This window comes from Pseudomonas sp. Pseusp15 (assembly GCF_059492165.1).
Map to the genome: position 1 here is coordinate 2,933,665 of NZ_CP168523.1, position 23,892 is coordinate 2,957,556.

Consider the following 23,892-nt stretch of genomic DNA (forward strand, 5'->3'; position numbering starts at 1 on the left):
GACAGTGAACTCTGTGGCGAGGGAGCTTGGGGCCGCTTCGCGCCCCAGCGGGAGCAAGCTCCCTCGCCACAGACGGTATCGGAAGACCATGGCTGCTCTTACAATGCCCGCACCTCCCACATCGGCCTGCCCATGGACATCGACCTCGCCCGCACCTTTCTGGAAATTGTCCGCCACGGCAGCCTGGCCGCGGCGGCTGAAAAGCTGCACGTCACCCAGACCGCGATCACTGCCCGGGTGCAGAAGCTCGAAAGTCAGCTGGGCAGCACGCTGTTTGTGCGCAATCGCGCCGGCGCGCGCCTGACGCCGAACGGCGAGGCCTTTGTGGTTTACGCCAATCAACTGGTGCAGACCTGGGAAGCCGCACGCCGGGACTTGCCGCTGCCCGAGGGCTACCGCGACGTGCTGCACATCGGTGGCGAGGTCAGCCTGTGCAACCCGTTGATGCTCAGTTGGGCCGGGGAACTGCGCGAGAAGATTCCCAGCCACGCCCTGCGCATGGAAATCCGCGATGGCGAAAACCTGCTGCGCCAACTGGAATTGGGGGTGTTGGATGCGGCGCTGGTCTATCAGCCCGAATACTGGCCACGCCTGCAAGTCGAGCAGGTGCTGGAAGAAAAACTGATTCTGGTACGCTTGGCCGGAAAACCCGATCCTTACGTGTATATCGACTGGGGCCCGGATTTCCGTCGCCAGCACGATGCGGCGCTGCCGGAAAAAGCCAAGGCAGCCCTGAGCTTCAACCTCGGTCCGCTGGCCTTGCAATACATCCTGGAAAACGGCGGCAGCGGCTATTTCCGCACTCGGGTGGTCCAGAGTTACCTGGAAAACGGCTTGCTGGAACAAGTGCCCAAAGCTCCGGAGTTCAGCTACCCGACCTATCTGGTTTACTCCCGGGACCGCGATTCGGCGACCCTGCAACGGGCGTTCGACCTGCTGCGGGAAGTGATCAAGACGGACGACGACTGGTCCCAGCGCTGGAACCCGCTGACCTGACACCATACGGGCGTCTTGCACCGGAGCGTGGCGCTTGTGTCCTCAAGGTTCGGCCTGCCTGTGCGGCGGGATCGGCTAATCTGCTGGTTATAACAATAACCACAGGTGAACCCAGTGAGGCAGACCACCGAAGCGTTCCGCGCGCGCTACCGTGCCGATATTCATCCGCTCTACAACCCTTGGTTGCACGGCGCTTTTGTGTTGCTGTTCGGGTTGCTGGTCATCGGTGGGTTCTGGAGCACGGTGCATCAGGTGCAACCGCTGGAATGGCTGGCGGTGCCGCTGACCCTGTTGTTTTTCAACTTCGGCGTGTACGTCGTGCATCGGCATCTGGGGCACCACAAAAAGAGCCTGGCGCGGATGTTCTACGCCCGTCACGCCGGTGACCATCACAGCTTTTTCACCCCCGGCCACATGACCTACGACAGCGCCCGGGACTGGCGAGTGATTCTGTTTCCAGCCTGGCTGATCGTGTTGCACACCCTCGTCATCACGGGGCCTGCCTGGTGGTTGCTGGCTCAGATCAATAGCAACGTCGCGGGGCTGTTTGGCGGCTGCATGGTGCTCGGTTACCTGACCTACGAGGTGTTCCATGCCTGCGAACATCTACCGCCCGGCAACCCGGTGACGCGTTTGCCGTGGATCCGCCAGATGCGCCGTCTGCATGAGCTGCATCACCGTCGTGAGCTGATGCAGGAGCGCAATTTCAATATCGTGTTGCCCCTGATGGACTACCTGTTCGACACCCTCTACTGGGAACCGGAGCAAGCGCCCCCGCACCTGACGAGCACGTCCATGACCCGTATGCAGCATGTGATCGACATCGCTGGAAACCCAGTGGCTGTGCTCGCCTACGCCAGCACCGCGACCCATTGGCCGCAGTGGCATCCGTCCTCCCTCAAGGTCGACGGCCAGAGCGGCCCGCTGTATGCCGGGGAGCGATTCGAGGAAGACATTCGGGCCGGCGGGCTTGAGGGGCATTTGAGCTGGGAAGTCGACGAATACCTGCCCGGACGCCGCTGGAGGGCTCGGGCCCGGGGCGATCATGGTCTGTCGTTGGTGGTGACTTACGAGTGTGAGGTTGAGGGCGATGACACGCGGTTTGTCCGTACTCTGGAATACAGCTTCAGCGGCCTGGCAATGCGCATTGCCAATCGTCTGGTGCTCAAGCGGCGCATCGAGCGCGAATCGGCGGAGTCGATGCTGGCGTTACGCGAGATGGCGCAAAAACATCTGGCCCTGGCAGGAGTCAGCGCATGAAAAGACCCCTCAAGTTTCGGCATTGGTTGCTGCTGCTGATCATCGTGATCAGTGCCTTGCTGTTTCTATTGCCGACCAAGGTTCAACCGGTAGCCTGGACACCGCCAACGGCGCCCTCCCTCGTCGAGGGCGTCTACGCCGACAATCAGCGACTCAAAGGCGTGAAACGGGTCGGTGCTGCTGACATCGACGGCCCTGAGGCGTTGCTGCTGGAGAAAGACGCCCTTATCACCGGCCTGCATGACGGCCGATTGATTCGCACCAGCCTCGACGGCAAAACCACCCAGGTGCTGGCTGATACCGGTGGCCGGCCGCTGGGCCTGGCGCGGCACCCCAATGGTTTGTTGGTGATCGCCGACGGGGTCAAAGGCTTGCTGTCGCTCGACGCTCAGGGCCGGTTGATTCCATTGACCACCACGGCCAACAACCTGCCCTTCGGTTTTACCAATGACGTGGCCATCGACAAGCCCGGGCATTACGCTTATTTCAGCGACTCCTCCAGCCGTTGGGGCTACGGCAAGGACGGCGAGGCGATCATCGAGCACGGTGGCGACGGCCGTTTGCTGCGTTATAACTTCCAGACAGGCAATACGGCGGTCCTGCTGGACAAACTGGAGTTCGCCAACGGCGTGACACTGGGGCCTGACGACGCGTTTGTGCTGGTCAATGAAACTGGCGCCTATCGCATCAGCCGCTATTGGCTGACCGGGCCGAAAGCCGGCACCCACGATCTGTTCATCGACAATTTGCCGGGGCTGCCGGACAACCTGGCATTCAATGGCCGCGACCGTTTCTGGGTGGCGCTGTATGCACCGCGCAATGCACTGCTCGACACCACGGCGCCCTACCCTCTGGTACGCAAAATGATCGTGCGGGCGATGACTATTCTGCCCAAGCCCCTGGAGAAACGTGCCTTCGTCCTGGGACTGGACCTCGACGGCAAAGTGATTGCCAATCTGCAGGACGCCAGCAGCGGCAACTACTCACCCATCACCACCGTGCGCGAGTATGGGGACTGGTTGTATCTGGGGTCGCTGAAAGCCCGGCACATGGCGCGGTTGCCGTTGAGTGCCGCATTGAAATAGAGGGTGTAGCCAAAAGATCGCCCGAAGGTTCGGACCGCGTTCGGACGATCTTTTGATTTTGAATCAACGCAGATCTCGTATTGATCCCCGTTCCAATTGTTCAGTCACCGGTCGTCGGTGATTCTGCACAGCGTCCTCAGGACGGCGTCTTAAGTCGCTCAGCGATCTTGTCCTTGACCTGCACACGCTTCTCCTTGAGCTTCTTCAGTACCTCATCGCTGGGCGCATCCGATTGTGCGGACTCGGCCTTCACCACCTCTGCGTCCGCCTGGGTGTACTTGTTGAGCAGTGAATCCAGTAACGGATCCTTGGTGCGTTTTTGCTGGATCTCTTCCTTCGTGCAGCGCAAGTCCTGATAAAGGTCATGGGTCACCGGCATGGAACACCTCCGTTTGTTAATCGGTGGCAAACGTGATCGATGGCGTTCGCCAATTATCAGAATGGCCTCGCTTACCCGGTTCTGTCGACCGTCTATCAGACCAGCGGCGTCCGTTCGTCGTCCTGTCGCAAACGCGATAAAACCTTTGTTCGAACGCCTGCCTCCATTGAATATCGATCACCTGGATCGCCCATGTAAACCTGTATGGAGAATGTCCATGGACATATTCACCCTGCGCCACCTCGCTCTGGCCGTCGCTTTGAGCACCGGTATGGGCACGGCTTTTGCCGCCAGCTCCAACGACTTTGTCGATGACGCAGCCGCAGTCGGCATTGCGGAAGTCGAGACCAGCAAACTGGCCCTGGAAAAAAGCTCATCGGCCGACATCAAGGCGTTTGCCAAGATGATGATCACCGATCACTCCAAGGCCAACGAGGAACTGGCGGCATTGGCGAAAAAACATGACATCGAGGTGCCGGATTCGACGACGCTGGTCAAACAGGCCAAGGAGAAAATTCTCGACCTGCGCGAAGAGTCCTTTGACAAAGCCTATGCCAACAATCAGGTGAAGGCCCACGAAGAAGCCATTGAGCGGTTCAAGAAAGAAGCCAACACGGTGACCGACGACAGAACTAAAGGCGCCACCGAACTCAAGGCGTTCGCGCAAAAAATGTTGCCGACCCTGGAAAACCACTTGGCGTTGGCGAAAAAACTTCAGGCAGCTCATCCCGATAAATAACCCCAAGCCTTGATGCCAGTCAGTCAAGGTGCGGAATTCTGTGGGAGCGGGCTTGCTCGCTCCCACATGGGCTGCATCCCTCGCCACAATAGAATCAACCACCCAGCACGCTGCGGATCATGCTCAATAGCGCCTCGGGACCATAAGGTTTGCTCAGCAGATAAGTGTCAGAGCTGAGTTGGTGATCGCGCGAAATGATGTCGCGGGTGTGTCCGGAGGTAAACAACACCGCCACCGGAGGGTTTTGCACCTTGGCCCAGGCGGCCAGGTCCGAGCTTTTGATCAAGCCGGGCATGACCACGTCGGTAAAGATCAGGTCCACTGTCGTACCGTCGAGCAACATCTGCATCGCCAGGTCACCGTTGGCCGCGGTCAGGACCTGATAGCCCTCTTCGCACAACAAGTCCACGGCCGAACTGCGCACCGCTTCGTTGTCCTCGACCACCAGAATGGTTTCATGCCCGCCCCGGTGCTGCGGAGCATGGCGCATTGTTTCATCAGGCAACGGGCGCAAGCTGCGAGGGAAATACAGCCGCACCCGAGTGCCCCGCCCGACGACGCTGGAAATCTCGATATGCCCGCCGCTCTGTTTGACGAACCCGAACACCATACTCAAACCCAGGCCGGTGCCTTGACCATCAGCCTTGGTGGTGAAAAACGGCTCGAAGGCCTGTGCAAGCACTTGCGGCGGCATGCCGACGCCCGAGTCCGCCACCGTCACGCAGACATAATCGCCAGCGACGATGCCCTTGCCGGCGCAAAACTTGCGGTCGAGGACGATGTTCTCTGCGCTGAGGGCAATGGTCCCCTCTCCGTTCATGGCATCTCGGGCGTTGATCGCAAGGTTGAGAATGGCGTTTTCCAGTTGATTGCAGTCCACGTAGAAGTGCCATGGATCGTCAGGTGCGGACACCTTGATCTGGATCGTCTCTCCCAGCGCGCGCTGCAATAATTCCCCGAGGTCTTCGAAGATCTGCCGTGGGTCGCATACGGCCGGTGACAACGGCTGACGTCGGGCAAAGGCGAGTAATTGCGAAGACAATTTGGCCCCGCGCTCGACTGCGGCAATTGAGGCGCCGACCCGGCGCTGCACGTTGGCGTTATCCGGCTCATGACGCGCCAGCAAGTGCAGGTTGCCGGCGATCACCTGCAACAGGTTGTTGAAGTCATGGGCCACCCCGCCGGTGAGACCGCCAATGGCTTCGAGTTTCTGTGATTGACGCAGCTGCTCTTCGGCCGCCAGCCGCGCCTCGACTTCTTCAGCGACTCGTTGCTCCAGGTTGCGGGTGAACTTGAGCAAGGACTCTTCGGCAATCTTGCGTTCGTGGATGTCGATCAACACCCCTGGAAAGCGCAACGCTTCACCTTGCTCATTGAACTCGCAACACCCGCTGGCGAGCACCCACAGGTAACTGCCATCGGGACGCAGGACCCGATATTCGGCGTTATAGGGCACGCCGGTTTCCACCGACTGATTCATCCGCTCCCGGGCCCAGCTGCGATCATCGGGATGAATCTGCATTTGGGCGATGGCTGGTGGCAAGTTGGCCAGGTCCTGGCCTGGCGGATAGGAAAACGTGCGGGCGAATCGCTCGTCGCCCGATAGCACATCAGCCTTGATGTCCCAGACAAACGAGCCGAGCAAAGCCCCGGCATTGAGGGCCAGGCGAACCCTTTCATTATCGGCACGATAGGCGTTTTCGGCTTCTTGGCGTCGGCGTTCGGAAATCACATGGTCAGTGGTTTCGACCACCATTGCCATGACCCCGGCGGGACACCCGTCATCATTGGAGACAGGACTGTAGTAAAGGTCCATCCAGACGTCTTCGGGAACGCCGTCGCGCAGCAATACCAGGGCTTTGTTGTGATAAGACAAGGTGCCGCCCGCAAGACAGGTGTCCACCACATGCCGATTGAATTCGGCGACCTCCGGCCAGCCCAACTCCACCGGGGAGCCCAGCAGGTAAGGGTGGCGGCCACCGGCAAATCTTGAGTAGGCGTCGTTATAGATCATGTAACCGGGGCGGCCCCACAGCATCACCATCGGCAGCGGTGAAGCGAGCAGTAACTGCACCGCGCTGCACAGACTCCCGGGCCAGGTGTCGATGCGTCCGAGTTCGGTCAGGCTCCAGTCGAACGCACGAATGCGTTCGGCCATTTCGCCGCTCCAACCGGTACAACCGTGGCTATTGTCTAGAAACTGCATCGACTGGCCTATGTCTTGTGAATGACATGTTTTCAGGCAGTGCAACAGCATGAGGAGACGGTGCCTGCCCGTTTGTTTCGAGCACTGCCGACGCCAATGGTTTCATTGAGGTATAGCTGATTCTCGACCGGCCCCTGCGACAAGCTGCTCCTGCGCAGGTGACATATCCACCGCCAAGGCTCAGTGGAAATCCCGACTGCGCACATGGATACCGTCGAGTAATGAACTCAGGTCGCTCAAGCGTCCGGCAATCAGGTGCCGCACCTCGCCCACCTGTTCCCAGCGCCCGTCGACCTTGAGCAATTGCGAGCCGACCAATACCTGCCGTTGCCGTTCGGCCAGGTCGCGCCAGACCACCACGTTGACGTTGCCGAATTCGTCTTCAAGCGTCACGAAGGTCACACCGCTGGCGGTTCCCGGACGCTGTCGACCGGTGACCAGCCCGGCGACGCTGACCGGACGCCCATGCTCGACCATCAGCAATTCCCTGGAGCTGCGACAGCGCCGGGCCTTGAGTTCCCCCCGCAGCAACGCCAGCGGATGCGGGCCGAGGGTGGTGCCGACACTGGCGTAATCGGCTTGCAGGTCCTCGCCCACGGTGGGTTTGGGCAGCTCCACTGCCGGCTCTTCCTGACTCGGCAGACCGGCAAACAAACCGAGCTGCTTCTGCACCCCCGCCACCTCCCAGCGCGCCCGATGCCGGTCACCGGCCAGCCCGCGCAGTGCACCGGCATCGGCCAGTTGTTCCTGGGCGCGGGCATCGAGTCGTGCCCGTTCGCCGAGGTCGGCGATGTCGGCAAACGCCCCTTTCGACCTTGCTATCTCGATGCGCCGGGCATCGTCTTCGCGAAAGCCCTTGATCATCCGCAGCCCCATGCGAATGGCCGGCTGCGCACCGGTGATCGGTTCCAGGCTGCAATCCCAGTCACTGGCCCGCACGTCCACCGGGCGAATCTGCAAATGATGGCGGCGGGCGTCCTGGAGAATCTGGTCCGGGCTGTAGAACCCCATCGGCCAGCTGTTGATCAGCGCACAGGCAAAAGCCGCCGGCTCGTGGCATTTCAACCAGCAACTGGCGTAGGTCAGCAAGGCGAAACTGGCGGCGTGGGATTCGGGAAAACCGTAATCGCCGAAGCCTTTGATCTGCTCGAAGATCTGCGCGGCGAACTCCGCCGTGTAGCCGTTTTTCTTCATTCCGTCCGCCAGGCGTTCCTTGTGCGGTTCCAGTCCGCCGTGGCGTTTCCAGGCCGCCATGGAGCGGCGTAACTGATCAGCCTCGCCGGGGCTGTAGTCGGCGGCGACAATCGCGATCTGCATCACCTGCTCCTGAAACAGCGGCACGCCCAGCGTACGTTTCAGCACCGCTTCAAGTTCTTTCGACGGGTATTTCACCTCTTCTTCGCCCTTACGCCGCCGCAGGTAGGGATGCACCATCCCGCCCTGAATCGGCCCCGGACGAACGATCGCCACCTCGATCACCAGATCGTAGAAGTTCTTGGGCTTGAGCCTGGGCAGCATCGACATCTGTGCCCGGGACTCGATCTGGAACACCCCGATGGTGTCCGCATGGCCAATCATCTCGTAGGTTTGCGGGTCTTCGGCCGGCACCGTCGCCAGGCTCAGGTCGCGGCCCCGGTGCCGACGCAGCAGATCGAAACAACGGCGAATCGCGCTGAGCATGCCCAGCGCCAGAATATCGACCTTGAGCAGCCCGACCGCATCCAGATCGTCCTTATCCCACTGGATGATGGTGCGCTCGGCCATGGCGGCGTTTTCCACCGGCACCAGGCTGTCCAGAGGCTGCTCGGAAATCACGAAACCGCCGGGGTGCTGGGACAGGTGCCGGGGAAAACCGATCAGTTGCTGGGTCAGGCTCAGCACTCGACGCAACACCGGGCTATCGGGGTCGAAACCACCTTCACGCAGGCGCTCGACGGGCGGCGCCTGATTACTCCAGTGGCCGCAACAGTCGGCCAGGGCGTTGACCTGATCCGGCGGCAAACCCAACGCCTTGGCCACGTCGCGGATTGCGCCGGCACCGTGGTAAGTGCTGACCACCGCCGTCAGCGCCGCACGGGCCCGGCCATAACGCTGAAACACATACTGCAGGACTTCTTCGCGCCGCTCGTGCTCGAAATCCACGTCGATGTCCGGCGGTTCGTTGCGTTCCCTGGAGAGAAAACGCTCGAACAGCAGCGTGCTGCGTTCCGGGTCGATCTCCGTGATCCCCAGCACGAAGCACACCGCCGAGTTGGCGGCAGAACCGCGGCCCTGACAAAGGATGTGTTGCTGGCGGGCGAAATTCACAATGTCGTGAACCGTCAGGAAATAACTCTCGTACCCCAGCTCGGCAATCAGCTCCAGTTCCTTGTCGATCTGCGCCAACACCTCGGCCTTGGGGCTTTTTTCCCAGCGCCAGCGAATCCCCTTTTCTGCCAGCACCCGCAGCCAGGACGTGGCCGTGTGCCCCTCGGGCACCAGTTCCCGGGGATATTGATAACGCAACTGACCGAGGTCGAAAGTACAGCGCCGGGCGATGTTCAGCGTCTCGTCGAGCAGCGCCTGCGGGTAGAGATCGCGCAAGTCGTCGAGGCTGCGCAAATGCCGTTCGCCATTGGGGTGCAGACGCAACCCGGCCTCGGCCACGGGAACGTGATGGCGGATTGCGGTCATGGTGTCCTGCAAGGCGCGCCGGCCGCGGGCGTGCATATGCACATCGCCGCTGGCCACCGCCGGGATCCGCAGTTCCCGCGCCAGGGTCAGCAGTGCTGCCAGTCGCCGGGTGTCGTCCTGCCCGCGATGTAACTGAACGCTCAGCCACAGGCGCTCGGCGAAGCTCTGCTTCAGCCAATGGCCCTGCGCAAAATCATCGACGGCGTCCGGCGCCCACAACGCCAACAGCCCCGGCAACGGCTCACTGAAATCCTCCCGCAGCACCTGATACTGGCCTTTCTGCGTGCGGCGTCTGGCGCGGGTAATCAGTCGGCACAGGGCTTGATAACCTTCGAGGTTTTCCACCAGCAGCACCAGTTTCGGGCCATTTTCGATACGTATTTCGCTGCCGATGATCAGCGGCAGCTCCACGGTCTTGGCCGCCTGCCAGGCACGGACGATGCCCGCCAGCGTGCATTCGTCGGTGATTGCCAGCGCTTGATAGCCCTGCTTTTTCGCCCGTTGAAAAAGCTCAAGCGCACTGGAGGCACCGCGCTGGAAACTGAAGTTCGACAGGCAGTGCAGCTCGGCATAGTCGACGCTCATGCGAACCAGCCTTGCAGCCACAACGGACCGTCTTCGCCCACCGCCCGATAGGCCCAGCCCTGCTGACCGGAACGGGTTTCGATCAGGTAGTAATCGCGGCGCACGTCGTCGCCGTCCCACCAGCCGGACTCGATGCGCTCCGGCCCCATGAGGATGCGCGTCGAGCTTTCGTGTACCGCCTGCGGTTCAGTCAGCAACCAGCCTGGACGTTGCACGGCAGGCAGCCCCTCGCAGGCCTGGCTGTCGACAGTGGTCTGCCACGCGCATTCCGGCCGGTGATCGGCCTGGAAGCGCAAGCCCTGCACCGCGTCATCCCCCAGCCGTGCGCGCAAGCGTTCACGCAGTTGCTCCCAGGGCAAGGACTGCTGCGGACGATCGTCGAACAGCTCCTGACGCTGGGGCACGAAGGCCGGCAGATCTTCGGCGCGCAGACGAAAACCGCGCACCGGGGCTTCGACCTGAACCTGTTCCAGCCGCCCTCGGGCCAGTTCGAACAGCATCGCCGGATCGCGCTCGGCGCTGAGCAGGCCGACCTTGATCACGGTGTCCGGCAAGCCGGCGTGTTCCAGGTGCAAGTCGAAACGTTGCACGCCGCTGTCCCGGCCGCAGAGGAACGCCGACAGATCGCCGGTCAATCGCCTTAAAGGAAACAACAATGCCTGATGGGATTGCACATCGAAATTGAGTTCGATGCGCACATCGAAACGGTCCGGCGGCAGGTAAAACGCCAGTGCCAGCCGCCGCTCACCGAACAGGCTGTCCAGATGCTTGAGCACCTGGGCCTCGAAACGCCGGGCCAGGCTATGCCGGGGCAGCGCCTGCACCTGACTCAAGGTGCGCAGCCCCATGCGCGATAACGCCGTAGCAACGCTGGGCTCCAGGGCAATGCGATCGACGGGCAGTTGCCCGAGGTGATGCTGCAAGGCTTGATTGTCCGGCACCACCAGACCGTCATAAACGTTGGCCAGCACCCGCGCCGCCACCGGATTTGGCGCGGCGACAATCCGATGGCGAAACCCCAGCTCAGCGAGCTCGGCGCGCAGCCGCGCCTCGAACTGCGGCCAGGGCCCGAACAAGCCCAGGCTGGATTCGATTTCAAACACCACGGCGCGCGGGTAATGCACGCTGACCTGGGAGCTGAACCGATAGGCCCAGGCGGCCAGGAACTGCTGCCAATGTTCGATTTCGGCGGCATCGTATTCGGCGGTGACGAACCCTTTGCTCAGCGCCTGGGCGGCGGTCATCGACTGACCGGGTCGCAAACCCAGCGCCCGTGCCGCACCGTTGACCGCCTGCAGCACCCGCCGCTGGGCCGGGCCGGTCAGCAGCGCCAACGGCTCATCGGGGTCGGGGCGCTGACGCAGTACCGCGTCCAGCGCCAATTGCGGGAAGACAATGCACACCCAGCGCATGGCAACCTCAATGCCCCACGGCAAAGGCAATCGACGCCGAACGGGCCAGCCCGCCCCGGCACTTGAGCACCCGCAACTGAGCAGGCTTGGCGTCGATGGCGATGCGCAGGGCCGCTGGCGACGGGTTGATGGCTTCACTGAGCGAGCGATAGGCGAACGCCAGGGTCTGCCCGGTTTCGGCCGCCACCTGCAAACGTCGCAACGCCCGGTCATCGGCCTTGTGCGGCCAGCACAACACCGCCCCGCAACTGCCCGAACGCAGGCATTGTTCCGCCGCCCACAGCGCATCGCGCTCGCTGGCCTGGATGATCGACAACTGGCGCAGATCGACCCCGGCGTTCTGCCAGGCCTGGGGATACGGCACGTAGGGCGGCGCCACCAGCACGATGCGCTCGCCCGCCGCCGACAGCCGTGCCAGCGTCGGCCACACCAGTTGCAACTCACCCACGCCCTGCCCGGCCAGGAGGATTTCGCTCAGCGCCGCTTCCGGCCAGCCACCGCTCGGCAACGCCGCATCCAGCGCCGCATGCCCTGTGGGTTGCGGGCTGACGGCCGGTGGCGCAGGTCGGCCCTTCCAGACCTGGCCGCCATTGAACAGCGTATCCAGCGCAACGACGGCGCCCATCACCCTTGCCTCACCAGACCACAGAACACGCCTTCGATGGCCAGCTCCTGATCGGCTCGAACAATGATCGGCTGGTAAGCCGGATTGCGCGGCAACAGGCGAACGGCATCGCCGACCCGCTCGAAACGCTTGATGGTGACTTCGCCGTCGAGCCGCGCCACCACGATCTGGCCGTTGAGCGCTTCAGGATTGCGCCGCACGCCCACCAGATCGCCGTCGAGAATGCCGTCCTCGATCATCGAATCACCCTGGACCCGCAGCATGTAATCCGGCACCCGCGAGAAGATCGACGGATCGAGCAGCAAGCGGCTGTGGACCTCGGCATCGGCACCGATCGGCGCACCGGCCGCCACGCGGCCCAGTACCGGAACGTCCAGCAGCTCGGGCCGCGGCGGCTGGTTCAACAAGCGGATGCCGCGCGCCTGATGCGGATTGACCTCGATGAAACCCGCCTCGGTCAGCGCCAGCACGTGCTTGCGCGCCACGCTACGGGAGGCGAAACCGAAGGCCTCGCTGATTTCAGCGAGGCTCGGGGGCTGACCGTGTTCGGCGATGCGATCGCGGATGAAGGTCAGGATGGCGGTACGGCGGGGAGTTAAAGTCGTCATGGAGTACATTTGTACTCTTTCGGCTTTTTCCTGGCAAGGACCGCCAGTCAGCTCAGCCCGCGAGAGGCCAGAAACCCGGCGATGTAATCGATAAAAGCCACGACTTTGGCGGTCGCTCGCCGATGGCTCGGGTACACCGCCAGAATGTGCGGGCCAAAGCTGTCGGGATCGATGTCGTAGTCCGCCATCACCCGCACCAGTCGACCGTCGGCCAGATACGGCGCAGCGCTCCATAGCGGCGTGTGCAACAACCCGCGTCCGGCCAGCGCATTGGCCAGCAGCAAGTCGTAATTGTCGCTGCGCAGCCGTGGCGCCTGGGGTTGCGGCAGGCTCAAGCGCTGCCCATCGCGCTCGGCCCACCAGAATTCGCGGCTGAGCAAGGGATGGCGATACAGCAACCATTCGTGCTCATCGAGGGTTTGCGGGGTGACCGGCAACGCCTTGCGCGCCAGATAGGCCGGGCTGCCACACAACGCCAGACGATTGCTGCCAACGACGCGGGCGATCAGCCCCGGCAGGTCGTCATGGCCTTCGCGCAGGGCCAGGTCGTAGCCGCTTTCCAGCAGATTGACGAACTCATCGCACAGGTCCACTTGCAGATTGATCTGCGGATACTGCTCCAGAAAACCGCCACACACCTGATCGAGAAAGGCATGCCCATAGGCCAGTGGCGCGGTGATTTTCAGATTGCCGCGCAGGCCATGCTGCAACTGCTCGATTTCCTCACCGGCCTCGTCCAGCCGCTGCAACACCTGACGCGCGGTTTCCAGGTAGAGCCGCCCCACTTCCGTCAGCAGAATCCGCCGGGTGCTGCGCTCGAATAGCCGGGCACCGAGCTCGGCCTCCAGGTGATTGACCGCTTTGGTCAGGGCCGACGGGGTCTTGCCCAGTTGCTCGGCGGCGCGGCTGAAACTGCCCAGTTGCGCCGTGACCACGAACATTTTCAACGCACCCAACTTGTCCATTCTTTTTCCATTCCGGCAAAAACGTTTTTCGTGAGTGAGGCGTTCTGTTGAGCATAAGCAGCCACTAATCTGGCCATCAGACGCAATAACAAGGAAACATTCAATGAAAAGATTCCTCCCGAATCTATTGATTGCCGCTGTGGCTTTTGCCTCGATGGAAGCCATGGCAGCGACCGATCTGGTGCTGCTCAACGGCAAGATATTCACCGCCGACCGCAACCAGCCCAAGGTGCAGGCCCTGGCGGTGCAGGACGGCAAAGTGCTGCAAGTTGGCAGCGATGCACAGATAAAAGCCTTGATTGAATCGCAAACGAAAGTGATCGACCTCGGCGGCAAGACGTTGATGCCCGGCCTGATCGACAGCCATTCCCACGCGATTTTCGGCGGTCTGGAAATGGCCTCGGCCAATATGGAAGATGAGGTGGTCGACCTCGATGAGCTGGAAAAACGCCTGCGCGGATGGCGTGATGACGGCAAGGCGAAACACGGCGATGTGCTGAGCGTGGCCGGCATGAGTTCGGCGTATTGGGCCCAGGCCGAGGCCCTCGGCAAAAAATTCAACAGCGGCGAATGGGCCAAGGTGCCTGTGGTGTTCACCGGCAGCGACCACCACACCGCCTGGGCCAACAACGTCATGCTCGAACGCGCGGGCATCGACGCCATCCTGCTGCAAAACCTGCCGGCCGCCGAACTCGACACCATAGGCAAGCTTGCCGATGGTAGCCCCAACGGTTTTCTGGTGGACGCCGGTTGGGATCGGGTTGCGTTAAAAATGCCCGCGCCCAGTGCCGCCGACATGCTGCGCGCCGCGCAAACCGCCGTGCGCTACAACAACAGCCTGGGCATTACGGCCTGGATGGACCCCGCTGCCAACGCCGCCCCCGGCGAGCCGGTGTTTGCCCTTAAACCCACGGAGAAAACCGTCGGCGTACTGCCGGTGTACAAAGCGCTGTCGCAAAGCGGTGGCATGACCGCCCACGTCGCGGCCCTGCTGGTGGCCAATCCGAAAAGCGTACCGGCCGATCTCGACACGCTGGACAAGGTCCGCCAGCAATTCCAGGGCATCCCCAACCTGACCCTGCCCGGTATCAAGATTTTTGCCGACGGCGTGATCGAATACCCGGCCCAGAGCGCGGCGATGATCGATCCTTACACCAACTCGCAAAAACAGGGCGAGTTGCTGATCGATCCGAAGCACTTCGGCGAACTGGTCAGTGCCATCGATCAACGCGGCTGGCGGGTGCATATCCACGCCATCGGCGACCGCGCGGTACGCGAATCCCTGAACGGCATCGCCCAGGCGCGCAAGGATCGCCAGAGCGGCGTGACTCACTCGATCACCCACTTGCAAATGGTCAACCCGAAAGAGTTTGCGCGGTTCAAACCGCTCAACGTCATCGCCTCCATGCAGTTGCTCTGGGCCTCCGCCGACGATTACACCCTGGACATGATCAAGCCTTACGTCAGCGCCCTCGCCTTCCGCTATCAGTACCCGGCGCACTCGCTGCTCAAACAGGGCGCGACGATCGCCGGGGCCAGCGACTGGCCGGTGTCTTCGCCCAATCCGTGGAACGCCATCGCCCAGGCGATCACCCGAAACGGCCCGTTGGGTGTGTTGAACGCCGACGAACGCATCGACCGGGAAACGATGTTCTACGCCTACACCCTCAACGCCGCTCGCACTATCGGTCTAGAGAAGCAAATCGGCTCGTTGAGCCCCGGCAAGCAAGCCGATTTCATCGTGCTGGACCGCGACGTGTTCAGCGTCGATGAGAAAGCCCTGCACGACACCCAAGTGCTGCAAACCTGGTTCGCCGGTCGCGAAGTCTACGCCCCGACACTCTGAGAAAAATCGCCTGTACACGCTGCCCAACTCCGCGTTCATCGCTGGGGGCTGGAGCAGCGTTGTCTCAAATCTGCCCATAACAATCACAACAAAGGCACTGCACCATGAAATCGTTCACCCTGTTCGCCCTCGCATCCTTCAGCCTGTTGCCCCTGGGCAGCCAGGCCCTGCCCTTGAATGACGACTTCGCCGTGCTGGTCGACCTGACCCTGGCCAGCGACTATCGCACTCGCGGCATCTCGCAAACCCAGAACGACCCCGCCGTGCAAGCCGGTGTGACCCTGGCCCACAGCAGCGGCCTGTACCTGGGCGCCTGGAGTTCGAACGTCGATTTCGGCGGTGGCCTGAAAACCCGCCAGGAAGTCGACTACTACGGTGGTTGGCTGTGGCAGGCGACCGACGCCGTCAGCCTGGATGTCGGCTATCTCAAATACGCGTATCCAAAAGAGAGCCAGTTCAATCAGAGCGAGGTCTACGGGATTCTCGACGTCTATGGCGTGAAACTCGCGGCCTATTACTCTGCCGATGCACCGGGCATCGACAGCAAACAGAGCACGTTGTACCGCTACGTTGGCTACGAAACCGAGTTGCCCTATGGGCTGGGGCTGAAACTGCGCTACGGCGAAATGGACTTCAAAGACCCGCGCCTGTATTCGGCCTCGGGGCATGGCGAGGAGGCTTACCACGAGTGGGAGGCGAAGCTGACCCGCGAAGTGGCCGGGGTGCTGCTGGGGTTGAGTTACATCGATACCGATTTGTCGAAAAGCCAATGCATCAGCAACTGGGGGTTCGACGATGTGTGCAGCGCGACCCTGGTGGCGAGTGTCAGCAAATCGTTCTGACTGCCGCACACGCTCTACGCTGGCTGGGATCTTTTGGCGACGTCAAGGTGACCAGGAGCAAGATCAAAAGATCGCGGGCTTCGCCTGAATCTGTAGGCGCTGACGAAGCCTGCGATCTTTTTCTGGTTTCGCTATTTAGCCGACACGCAATGCGCGCAGGTCGAGGCGACCGTCCTTGAGCGGCGGGCACCAGTAGTAGCCGCCAGTGATCGGTCGGCTGATGCGGTACAAACCGTCGGTGATGCCGTCCTCCAGACCGCTCATGCGTCGCAGTTGGGCTTCGAATGCATCGAGGGAAAAACCGAATGCCAGGAACATCAGGCCGGCGCGATCGCCTTCGATCCACGGCATCGAGCGACGGACCACGAAGGCTTCCGGTGCGAAGCTTTCCTGGGCGGTGCGTTTGACGTGGGCGGAGAGCGGCGCGTCGTCGAGTTCTTCGTTGTCGCTCAGGCGCCGGCCCATGATGTTGTCCTTCTCGTGGGACGGCATCGCGTGGAAGCCTTTCAAGTCATGCTGCCATTGCTGGATCGCGGCGAAGCTGCCACCGACCAGCCCCTCAGCGCCCTCGCCCAGCAGCGCGGCGGCGACAGCGGCTTCATCGTGAGGGTTTTCGGTGCCGTCTTCGTAACCGGTCAGGTCATGGCCAGTCATGTGGCGGAAGGTTTCGTTCATCTGCACCAGACGCAGGGCCGGTGCCAGCGCGGCTTCGATCGCGTGGCTGCGATTGAGCAACTCGCCACGGTCAACACCGTGCAACCAGCACCAGAGCGCGTGTTGGGTCGACGGGTTGTCGACGCCGACACCGACCAGCGCAGGAAAGGCTCGCAAGCCGTCGATCTGCGCGTGCAGCGCCTTGACCAGGGACTCGCCGAAACCCACCACCGCCGATTTTCCGTCCACCAGGCGCGTCAGGTTATCCAGCGCTGCCGGCAGTGCCTCGGCGGATTCGAGGGCGAAGAACATATGACGAGCTTGAGGCGGAACTGGGGTGGCGAGGATGCCCGGCTGGTAGTAACTCATATGAACTCCTTTAGAAAGAGCGTGAAGTTTAACCGGGGGATCATTACTTGTGTGTTCTCAAGGGGAAAAGATCGGCTTTCATGAGCGGATGAGCCGACAGATTCGCGATCCACAACGCCGAGCCCAAAAAACCCAAAGATGAATCATGACAAGCCAGGCCGAGGTCTGCTAAAACGATTCATCAGTGCATCACCCAATCCAGACGGGGTAGCGACATGACCACAGCATCGATCCTTGGCAACCTGTTTCCCACCGCCGACGGCATCCCGGAAAAGTATCGCCTCAACGGCCAGACCGAACAGCGCGAATACCTGGTCGACGGTGAACTGAAAACCTGGTCCGGGCCCCTCGCCCAAGTCCGTAGCCCGGTGTACCTGAGCGGCGCGAATGGCGACGAACAAGTAATCCTCGGCAGCACACCGCTGCTCGATGCCGATACCGCCCTGACCGCGCTCGACGCGGCTGTCCGTGCCTATGACCGGGGCCAGGGTTTGTGGCCGACCATGCGCGTGGCCGAGCGTATCCAGCATGTCGAGACCTTCCTCGGTCGTATGCGCGAACAGCGCGAGGCGGTGGTCAAGTTGCTGATGTGGGAGATCGGCAAGAACCTCAAGGACTCGGAGAAAGAGTTCGACCGCACCTGCGACTACATCGTCGACACCATCAACGCCCTCAAGGAACTCGACCGCCGCTCCAGCCGATTCGAACTGGAACAGGACACCCTCGGCCAGATCCGCCGCGTTCCGATGGGCGTGGCGTTGTGCATGGGGCCTTACAACTATCCGCTGAACGAGACTTTCACCACGCTGATTCCGGCGCTGATCATGGGCAACACCGTGGTGTTCAAGCCGGCCAAGCTTGGGGTGCTGTTGATTCGTCCGCTGCTGGAAGCCTTTCGCGACAGCTTCCCGGCCGGGGTGATCAACGTCATTTACGGCAGTGGCCGCGAGACCGTCAGCGCACTGATGGCCAGCGGCAAGATCGATATCTTTGCGTTTATCGGCACCAACAAGGCTGCCAGCGACCTGAAAAAGCTCCACCCAAGGCCTCACCGCTTGCGTGCGGCACTGGGCCTGGATGCGAAGAACCCCGGCATCGTGTTGCCTGAGGTGGATCTGGACAACGCGGTCAGCGAAGCCGTTACCGGCTCCCTGTCGTTCAACGGTCAGCGCTGCACCGCGCTGAAAATCCTCTTCGTCCATGAAGACGTGGTCGAGGCGTTCATTGAGAAATTCAACGCCAGGCTCGCCTCACTGAAACCCGGTATGCCGTGGGACAGCGGCGTGGCCCTGACACCGCTGCCGGAGGCGAGCAAAGTCGATTATCTGCATTCGCTGGTGGCGGACTCGGTCAGCAAAGGCGCCGCCGTGGTCAACCCCAATGGTGGTGAGTCCCGGGCATCGTTCTTCTACCCGGCCGTGTTGTACCCGGTGACACCGCAGATGCGCGTCTATCAGGAAGAACAGTTTGGCCCGGTCGTGCCGATCGTGCCTTACCGTCATCTGGACACCGTGATCGATTACGTCCTGGAATCCGACTTCGGCCAGCAACTGAGCATCTTCGGCACCAACCCGGTGGCGGTCGGCAGGCTGGTGGACACCTTCGCCAACCAGGTCGGCCGGATCAACCTCAACGCCCAGTGCCAACGCGGCCCGGACACCTACCCGTTCAACGGCCGCAAGAACTCCGCCGAGGGCACGTTATCGGTGCACGATGCGCTACGGGTGTTTTCGATCCGGACCCTGGTGGCGACCAAGTTCCAGGAAAGCAGCAAAGAGCTTCTCAGCGAGATCATCAGCGGCCGGAACTCGAGCTTCCTGACCACCGACTATATTTTCTGAGGACACCAAAATTTTCTGAGGACACCAGACTGAGCATCATCAAAGGCCTTCGACTGCCGCCGCTGTTGCGCCGAATACTGCGTCCATTGCTGGACCCGTACCGGCGCTACCGCCACGCCAAACTGATCCATGCGGTGCGGGTTTCCTTGGGGTTGCTGGCGACGATTCTGCTGACTACCGGCATCCATCTGCCCCACGGCGAATGGGCGTCGGTGACCATGCTGGTGGTGATCGGCGGCTTGCAGCACCACGGTAATATCGGCAAGAAAGCCGCCGAGCGAGCCATCGGCACCTTGATCGGGGCCGGTGTCGGCTTGTTGCTGGTGGCGCAACAGGCCTGGCTCGGGATGCCGTGGCTGACCTATTTCGCAATGTCGGTGGTGTGCGGGTTTTTCTCGTACCACGCCATCGGCAAGGGTGGTTATACGGCGCTGCTGTCGGCGATCACCGTGTTTATCGTTGCCGGGCACGGTGACAACCCGGTCACCGATGGCCTGTGGCGCGGGGTGGATATTCTGATCGGCATCGCCCTGGCACTGGCTTTCTCCTTTGCCCTGCCGCTGTACGCGGTGTACTCCTGGCGCTACAACCTGGCCGATGCGTTGCGCGACTGCGCGGCAATCTATGGCCGTATCATCAACGGCGAGTCCGTCGCCGCTGACGAGCACTTGAAGCTCATGAATCGCTTGAACGCAGTCATGGTGCAACTGCGCTCACTGATGCCCTCTGTGTCCAAGGAGGTGCGGGTTTCCATGACCGAACTCGATGCGATTCAGCGCAACCTGCGGATGTGCGTCAGCATCCTGGAAATCCTCGGCAATAGCCGGCCGAATGCCGATGACTCTGAGGCAATGGCCCACCTGCAATCGGCATTGAAAACCGAGCACCGACAGATCCGGGTGCAACTGATCGGTATGGCCCGGGCATTGAAATCGGGCGCTTCACAACGGCTCAGCCGGCCAGCCGAACCGCCATTGGACTCTACGCTTGATATGCCGGTCTACAGTCCACTGGATGGCTACCGATTGCTGACCCGACAATTGGCCGCGAACATCGGCGAGATGCGCCAGCGTCTGGCGAAAACCGCACCGCGCTGGAACATCTGAGAGGCCGTTTATTGTGTAGCCACCCGCCGAAGCTTCAGGCCCCAACCCTGTTGCATCCCGGCGGCGGCCAGCAGAATCGCGGCGACACCGATCCATTGCAGCGGCTCCAGGCGATGACCGAAAGCAAACCAATCCACGAAAATCGCCGCAATCGGATAGATGAACGACAACGCGCCGGTCAGGGCGGTCGGCAGCTTTTGAATTGCTCCGTAGAGCAGCACATACATCAAGCCGGTATGCACGATACCCAGGGTCACCAGGCTGGCCCAGGTATTGGGCGCTTGCGGCATCGCCGAGAAGTGCGCAAAGGGCGCGAGCAACAGCACGCCGGTGCAGACCTGGATCAACGCAATCAGATGCGGTGGCGTGCCGGTCAGGCGTTTGATGATCAATGCGGCAATCGCGTACAGGAAGGCAGCACCCAGCGCCAGAGCGATCCCCATCAGGTAATCGTTGCCACCCTCGCCTTGCTCGCCATGTGCGCTGACAATCGCCAGCATCCCGAGAAACGAAATGCCCAGCCAGAACAGTTTTTGCAGGGTGATTTTCTCCCCGAGAAACAGCGCGGCCAGCCCCACCAACATGAACGGCTGGACGTTATAAACCGCCGTGCCGATGGCAATCGAGGCGCGAGAATAGGACGCGAACAACAACACCCAGTTACCGACAATCGCCACACCACTCAGTACGGCCAACAAGAAAGTGGTGGACGTCAAAATGCCCGGGCGCAGAAAGCCGAACGCCGCGCAAATCAGCAACAAGGTGGCGGCACCGAACACACAGCGCCAGAACACCACGTCCAGCACCGGTTGCCCGGACACCAGCACGAACCAGCCAATGGTTCCGGAAATCAGCATGGCGGCGGTCATCTCGAATGAGCCGCGACGTAGTGTTCTGTCCATCATCAACCTCCTGTGTTTGAGGCCAAAGTATGCCAATCCGCCGAGGGGCTTCTCCAGCGCAAAAAGCAGGCTAAACTCGGTATCTGCCTTTTTTATCAAGGCTTATCCAGCCGATTGCCTAACAGGGGATTCGCCATGACCGACGACATCGACCAAGTGCTGATCAGCGCATTGATGGAAGACTCCCGCCGCTCGCTCAAGGCCCTGGCACAGATCAGCGGCCTGTCCTCGCCCAGCGTTGCCGAGCGCCTGCGCCGCCTCGAAGAACGCGGCGTACTCAAGGGCTATACCGTCGAAATCGACCCTAAATGCTTCGGCTATCAACTCCAGGCCATCGTCCGCATCCGCCCGTTACCGGGCCAGTTGCAGGAAGTGGAACGGCAGATTCAGGCGATCCCCGAATTCACCGAGTGCGACAAAGTCACCGGCGACGACTGCTTCATCGCCCGCCTGCATGTGCGCTCGATGGAACAACTGGACACCCTCCTCGACCGCCTCAACACCCACGCCGAAACCAACACCGCCATCGTCAAGAAAACCCCGATCAAACGCCGGCTGCCACCGATGGCGTGAGTGCTGTTTGGTTCGCAAAGACGTGGATACCCCGATTCCCAGACGATAAAAAACCCGCCGAAGCGGGTTTTTTACTCAAGGCTGGCGATCAATCATCGCGGCCCATGATGCCGAACAGCTGCAGCAAGCTGATGAACAGGTTGTAGATCGATACATACAGGCTGATGGTCGCCATGATGTAGTTGCGCTCGCCGCCGTGAATGATGGCGCTGGTCTGGAACAAAATGCAGACCGAGGAGAACAGCACGAAACCTGCGCTGATCGCCAGTTGCAGACCGCTGATCTTGAAGAAGAAGCTCGCCAGCGTCGCACCCAGCAACACGAAGAAACCGGCCGTGATGAAACCACCCAGGAAGCTCATGTCCTTACGGGTGATCAGCACATAAGCCGACAGGCCGCCGAACACCAGCGCGGTCATCGCGAAGGCCGAGCTGACCACTTCCGCGCCGCCCTGCATGCCCAGGTAACGGTTGAGGATCGGGCCGAGCAGGAAACCCATGAAACCGGTCAGCGCGAACGCAGAAACCAGGCCCCACGCCGAGTCACGGAGTTTGTTGGTGAGGAAGAAAAGGCCGTAGAAGCCGATCAGCACCACGAAGACGTTCGGGTAACCGACACGCATCTGCTGTGCGACAAACGCCATCACGCCGCTGAATGCGAGGGTGAGAGCGAGTAGGCCGTAAGTGTTGCGCAGGACGCGGCTAACCTCTAGCTGCTCAGCCTGCACGCTGTTATTAACTGCGTAATCCTGTTCGCGCATGGCGACACTCCTGTTGGTTTGAAACGTTCAGTCGCAAAGATCATAACAGACGCTCTGTAACAAGCCATGCAGAGAGTTTGACAGTGTGTTTCATTCAGGTATTATGGCGCCCGCAACGCAAACGGAGGTGTGGCCGAGTGGTTTAAGGCAACGGTCTTGAAAACCGTCGACTGTAACAGGTCCATGAGTTCGAATCCCATCGCCTCCGCCATATTTATACGACAAAGCCCTGATTTTTCAGGGCTTTGTCGTTTCTGGGGTTTGGTGAAAATCTCGGCTCTCGGCATGTGTTCCATAACTATTATGGACGTGTTCCAGAACTCAGCGGCTGAACCCCCTCCTCCGGCGTCCTGCTGATCGTTAAAAATCCTTCACGTAAGGTGATGCTACGCTGTCCTCAAAACCGAGGATTTGCGATGCCACAATTCAAACCTTCTCCCCTCCCAGCCATACAAAATCAGCTCGCTCTCGAAGCCGCCATCCTGGAGCGTTCCAACTGGGTCGAGGCTCATGGCTCGGCTGATGCCCACCGACACTTTGCGTGGCGCCTTGGACACCATCGACAAGAACGAGGAGTTCATCAAGCTTACGCTCACAGTCCCGATGGCACCGGAGTGACGACGGCTACTTTTCCTTGGCTGAAAATGACTGCTATCAGCCAGCCAAAAGCAGCCTCTTTGGTGGCCCGCGTGCGGCCGAAAACACGTCAGTTCAATCCAGAATGGGACGAAGGAAACTGCGCTCATAGCTCAGGATGAATTTTTGCTCGGTAGCCTGCGTCACCAATTGAACACACTCCGGATCAACTCCGGCCTCCCTACGATACTGCTCATAATCTGCCAGGCTGGAAAAGCTGAATAGACAGTAAGCGATGTTGTTGGCGCCTTCCGCTGGTAGAAAGTAGCCATGGTGGTTTCCTCCCATACGGGTCACCACACGAATCCAATGGCGAGAATAGCTTTCGAAAGCCGGGAGCTGGTAGGGATCGATTACATACCTGACGTGGCAAGTGATCACTGGATCATTCCTTTGAAAATGGGGAAGCCGCTATTCTACGCACGCCATAAGCTGAGTCGTCGATGGCAGTCTGGGGGCGATTTCAGCCCATCTCAACAGGCAGCAATCGGCCGAGGCTGTGTAAAAACGGTTTAGAGCAGGTTTGACAGTCAGAACCAGAACGAAAAGCGCGTTCCTACGCAAATTTCAGGTCCGCTGACCCACCAACCATTGCAGATTTTACGTAGCGACGCAGACTTCAAAACCGTGTCTGCGTTTTTACACAGCCTGGGCCAGAAGCAGCCAGTGGAATTGTGAACAAATTCGTCTAGCCTAAGTATCTATGCGGAAACGAATGCTTCTGGCGCATGACTGAGGAGAGTTCGCTTGATACTTGACTTACTAAAATCGACTCTTCACTTGAACAACCATATCAAGGCTGCGTTATTTACCACGTTCGCCCTATTAGT

At 60.8% G+C, this 23,892-nt stretch carries 20 protein-coding genes, 1 tRNA gene and 1 pseudogene; 11 read left to right on the plus strand and 11 right to left on the minus strand.

Features of this window, described 5'->3' with window-relative positions:
- Positions 1-132 precede the first annotated feature (132 nt).
- The 3 genes from ACEN8R_RS13040 (at position 133) to ACEN8R_RS13050 (ending at position 3,341) form a co-directional block, all read left to right on the plus strand.
- Entirely contained in the window at positions 133-996 is an 864-nt protein-coding gene (locus ACEN8R_RS13040; RefSeq protein WP_007941771.1) for a LysR family transcriptional regulator, read from the plus strand.
- Positions 997-1,110: 114 nt separating this feature from the next.
- On the plus strand, positions 1,111-2,256 hold the full coding sequence (locus tag ACEN8R_RS13045) for an SRPBCC family protein (RefSeq protein WP_495624951.1): 1,146 nt from the start codon (positions 1,111-1,113) through the stop codon (positions 2,254-2,256).
- Positions 2,253-3,341 (plus strand): SMP-30/gluconolactonase/LRE family protein, encoded by a 1,089-nt coding sequence (locus ACEN8R_RS13050; RefSeq protein WP_495624952.1) that lies wholly within the window; start codon positions 2,253-2,255, stop codon positions 3,339-3,341. The genes ACEN8R_RS13045 and ACEN8R_RS13050 overlap by 4 nt, the downstream gene beginning before the upstream one ends.
- 136 nt (positions 3,342-3,477) lie before the next feature.
- Here the strand turns inward: ACEN8R_RS13050 and ACEN8R_RS13055 are convergent, their stop codons facing one another.
- Complete coding sequence (locus ACEN8R_RS13055) at positions 3,478-3,720, minus strand: DUF465 domain-containing protein (RefSeq protein WP_018927630.1); 243 nt, start codon at positions 3,718-3,720, stop codon at positions 3,478-3,480.
- Positions 3,721-3,937: 217 nt separating this feature from the next.
- Between ACEN8R_RS13055 and ACEN8R_RS13060 the strand changes: the two genes are divergently transcribed.
- On the plus strand, positions 3,938-4,459 hold the full coding sequence (locus ACEN8R_RS13060; protein WP_018927629.1) for a DUF4142 domain-containing protein: 522 nt from the start codon (positions 3,938-3,940) through the stop codon (positions 4,457-4,459).
- Positions 4,460-4,553: 94 nt separating this feature from the next.
- Here the strand turns inward: ACEN8R_RS13060 and ACEN8R_RS13065 are convergent, their stop codons facing one another.
- The 6 genes from ACEN8R_RS13065 to ACEN8R_RS13090 all read right to left on the minus strand — a co-directional run bounded on the left by ACEN8R_RS13065 (position 4,554) and on the right by ACEN8R_RS13090 (position 13,533).
- Positions 4,554-6,665: a hybrid sensor histidine kinase/response regulator gene (locus tag ACEN8R_RS13065; protein WP_032833956.1), complete on the minus strand. Its 2,112-nt coding sequence runs from the start codon at positions 6,663-6,665 to the stop codon at positions 4,554-4,556.
- 180 nt (positions 6,666-6,845) lie between these two features.
- Positions 6,846-9,944 (minus strand): error-prone DNA polymerase, encoded by a 3,099-nt coding sequence (locus ACEN8R_RS13070; RefSeq protein WP_209435075.1) that lies wholly within the window; start codon positions 9,942-9,944, stop codon positions 6,846-6,848.
- Positions 9,920-11,335, minus strand: coding sequence for a Y-family DNA polymerase (locus tag ACEN8R_RS13075; RefSeq protein WP_018927626.1), 1,416 nt, complete (start codon positions 11,333-11,335; stop codon positions 9,920-9,922). The genes ACEN8R_RS13070 and ACEN8R_RS13075 overlap by 25 nt, the downstream gene beginning before the upstream one ends.
- 7 nt (positions 11,336-11,342) lie before the next feature.
- On the minus strand, positions 11,343-11,960 hold the full coding sequence (gene imuA, locus ACEN8R_RS13080) for a translesion DNA synthesis-associated protein ImuA (protein WP_018927625.1): 618 nt from the start codon (positions 11,958-11,960) through the stop codon (positions 11,343-11,345).
- A complete protein-coding gene (lexA, locus tag ACEN8R_RS13085; RefSeq protein ID WP_018927624.1) occupies positions 11,960-12,577 on the minus strand; it encodes a transcriptional repressor LexA in 618 nt (205 codons plus the stop codon). Before lexA ends, imuA begins: the two co-directional genes overlap by 1 nt.
- A 38-nt stretch (positions 12,578-12,615) precedes the next feature.
- On the minus strand, positions 12,616-13,533 hold the full coding sequence (locus ACEN8R_RS13090; RefSeq protein ID WP_018927623.1) for a LysR family transcriptional regulator: 918 nt from the start codon (positions 13,531-13,533) through the stop codon (positions 12,616-12,618).
- A gap of 103 nt (positions 13,534-13,636) precedes the next feature.
- Between ACEN8R_RS13090 and ACEN8R_RS13095 the strand changes: the two genes are divergently transcribed.
- Both ACEN8R_RS13095 and ACEN8R_RS13100 read left to right on the plus strand, forming a co-directional pair.
- Positions 13,637-15,379 (plus strand): amidohydrolase, encoded by a 1,743-nt coding sequence (locus tag ACEN8R_RS13095; protein ID WP_018927622.1) that lies wholly within the window; start codon positions 13,637-13,639, stop codon positions 15,377-15,379.
- Positions 15,380-15,483: 104 nt separating this feature from the next.
- A complete protein-coding gene (locus ACEN8R_RS13100; protein ID WP_018927621.1) occupies positions 15,484-16,221 on the plus strand; it encodes a TorF family putative porin in 738 nt (245 codons plus the stop codon).
- Between the two features lie 135 nt (positions 16,222-16,356).
- Here the strand turns inward: ACEN8R_RS13100 and ACEN8R_RS13105 are convergent, their stop codons facing one another.
- Entirely contained in the window at positions 16,357-17,244 is an 888-nt protein-coding gene (locus ACEN8R_RS13105) for a Dyp-type peroxidase (RefSeq protein WP_018927620.1), read from the minus strand.
- A gap of 215 nt (positions 17,245-17,459) precedes the next feature.
- Here ACEN8R_RS13105 and ACEN8R_RS13110 point away from each other — a divergent pair, with 215 nt between their 5' ends.
- Together ACEN8R_RS13110 and ACEN8R_RS13115 are read left to right on the plus strand one after the other, a co-directional pair.
- Positions 17,460-19,085: an NADP-dependent glyceraldehyde-3-phosphate dehydrogenase gene (locus ACEN8R_RS13110; protein ID WP_018927619.1), complete on the plus strand. Its 1,626-nt coding sequence runs from the start codon at positions 17,460-17,462 to the stop codon at positions 19,083-19,085.
- Between the two features lie 86 nt (positions 19,086-19,171).
- Complete coding sequence (locus tag ACEN8R_RS13115; protein WP_019578458.1) at positions 19,172-20,191, plus strand: FUSC family protein; 1,020 nt, start codon at positions 19,172-19,174, stop codon at positions 20,189-20,191.
- A gap of 8 nt (positions 20,192-20,199) precedes the next feature.
- Here the strand turns inward: ACEN8R_RS13115 and ACEN8R_RS13120 are convergent, their stop codons facing one another.
- Positions 20,200-21,093: a DMT family transporter gene (locus tag ACEN8R_RS13120; RefSeq protein ID WP_495624953.1), complete on the minus strand. Its 894-nt coding sequence runs from the start codon at positions 21,091-21,093 to the stop codon at positions 20,200-20,202.
- Between the two features lie 135 nt (positions 21,094-21,228).
- On the opposite strand from ACEN8R_RS13120, the gene ACEN8R_RS13125 reads away from it, so the two are divergent.
- A complete protein-coding gene (locus ACEN8R_RS13125) occupies positions 21,229-21,666 on the plus strand; it encodes an Lrp/AsnC family transcriptional regulator (protein ID WP_007941786.1) in 438 nt (145 codons plus the stop codon).
- An 88-nt stretch (positions 21,667-21,754) separates the two neighbouring features.
- Here ACEN8R_RS13125 and ACEN8R_RS13130 read toward each other — a convergent pair whose 3' ends face one another.
- Positions 21,755-22,426, minus strand: a complete 672-nt coding sequence (locus tag ACEN8R_RS13130; RefSeq protein ID WP_018927616.1) for a Bax inhibitor-1/YccA family protein — start codon at positions 22,424-22,426, stop codon at positions 21,755-21,757.
- Positions 22,427-22,549: 123 nt separating this feature from the next.
- Here ACEN8R_RS13130 and ACEN8R_RS13135 point away from each other — a divergent pair.
- Positions 22,550-22,637: transfer RNA gene (locus tag ACEN8R_RS13135), tRNA-Ser, on the plus strand.
- A gap of 205 nt (positions 22,638-22,842) precedes the next feature.
- Positions 22,843-23,044, plus strand: a pseudogene (locus ACEN8R_RS13140) (hypothetical protein).
- A 93-nt stretch (positions 23,045-23,137) separates the two neighbouring features.
- Here the strand turns inward: ACEN8R_RS13140 and ACEN8R_RS13145 are convergent.
- Positions 23,138-23,443 (minus strand): NIPSNAP family protein, encoded by a 306-nt coding sequence (locus ACEN8R_RS13145; RefSeq protein ID WP_018927614.1) that lies wholly within the window; start codon positions 23,441-23,443, stop codon positions 23,138-23,140.
- Positions 23,444-23,892: the final 449 nt, after the last annotated feature.

Coding starts and splice junctions, on each gene's coding strand:
- ACEN8R_RS13040 (WP_007941771.1), top strand. CDS start 133: ATGGACATCGACCTCGCCCGCACCTTTCTGGAAATTGTCCGCCACGGC.
- ACEN8R_RS13050 (WP_495624952.1), top strand. CDS start 2,253: ATGAAAAGACCCCTCAAGTTTCGGCATTGGTTGCTGCTGCTGATCATC.
- ACEN8R_RS13055 (WP_018927630.1), bottom strand. CDS start 3,720: ATGCCGGTGACCCATGACCTTTATCAGGACTTGCGCTGCACGAAGGAA.
- ACEN8R_RS13060 (WP_018927629.1), top strand. CDS start 3,938: ATGGACATATTCACCCTGCGCCACCTCGCTCTGGCCGTCGCTTTGAGC.
- ACEN8R_RS13065 (WP_032833956.1), bottom strand. CDS start 6,665: ATGCAGTTTCTAGACAATAGCCACGGTTGTACCGGTTGGAGCGGCGAA.
- ACEN8R_RS13075 (WP_018927626.1), bottom strand. CDS start 11,335: ATGCGCTGGGTGTGCATTGTCTTCCCGCAATTGGCGCTGGACGCGGTA.
- imuA (WP_018927625.1), bottom strand. CDS start 11,960: ATGGGCGCCGTCGTTGCGCTGGATACGCTGTTCAATGGCGGCCAGGTC.
- lexA (WP_018927624.1), bottom strand. CDS start 12,577: ATGTACTCCATGACGACTTTAACTCCCCGCCGTACCGCCATCCTGACC.
- ACEN8R_RS13090 (WP_018927623.1), bottom strand. CDS start 13,533: ATGGACAAGTTGGGTGCGTTGAAAATGTTCGTGGTCACGGCGCAACTG.
- ACEN8R_RS13095 (WP_018927622.1), top strand. CDS start 13,637: ATGAAAAGATTCCTCCCGAATCTATTGATTGCCGCTGTGGCTTTTGCC.
- ACEN8R_RS13100 (WP_018927621.1), top strand. CDS start 15,484: ATGAAATCGTTCACCCTGTTCGCCCTCGCATCCTTCAGCCTGTTGCCC.
- ACEN8R_RS13105 (WP_018927620.1), bottom strand. CDS start 17,244: ATGAGTTACTACCAGCCGGGCATCCTCGCCACCCCAGTTCCGCCTCAA.
- ACEN8R_RS13110 (WP_018927619.1), top strand. CDS start 17,460: ATGACCACAGCATCGATCCTTGGCAACCTGTTTCCCACCGCCGACGGC.
- ACEN8R_RS13120 (WP_495624953.1), bottom strand. CDS start 21,093: ATGGACAGAACACTACGTCGCGGCTCATTCGAGATGACCGCCGCCATG.
- ACEN8R_RS13125 (WP_007941786.1), top strand. CDS start 21,229: ATGACCGACGACATCGACCAAGTGCTGATCAGCGCATTGATGGAAGAC.
- ACEN8R_RS13130 (WP_018927616.1), bottom strand. CDS start 22,426: ATGCGCGAACAGGATTACGCAGTTAATAACAGCGTGCAGGCTGAGCAG.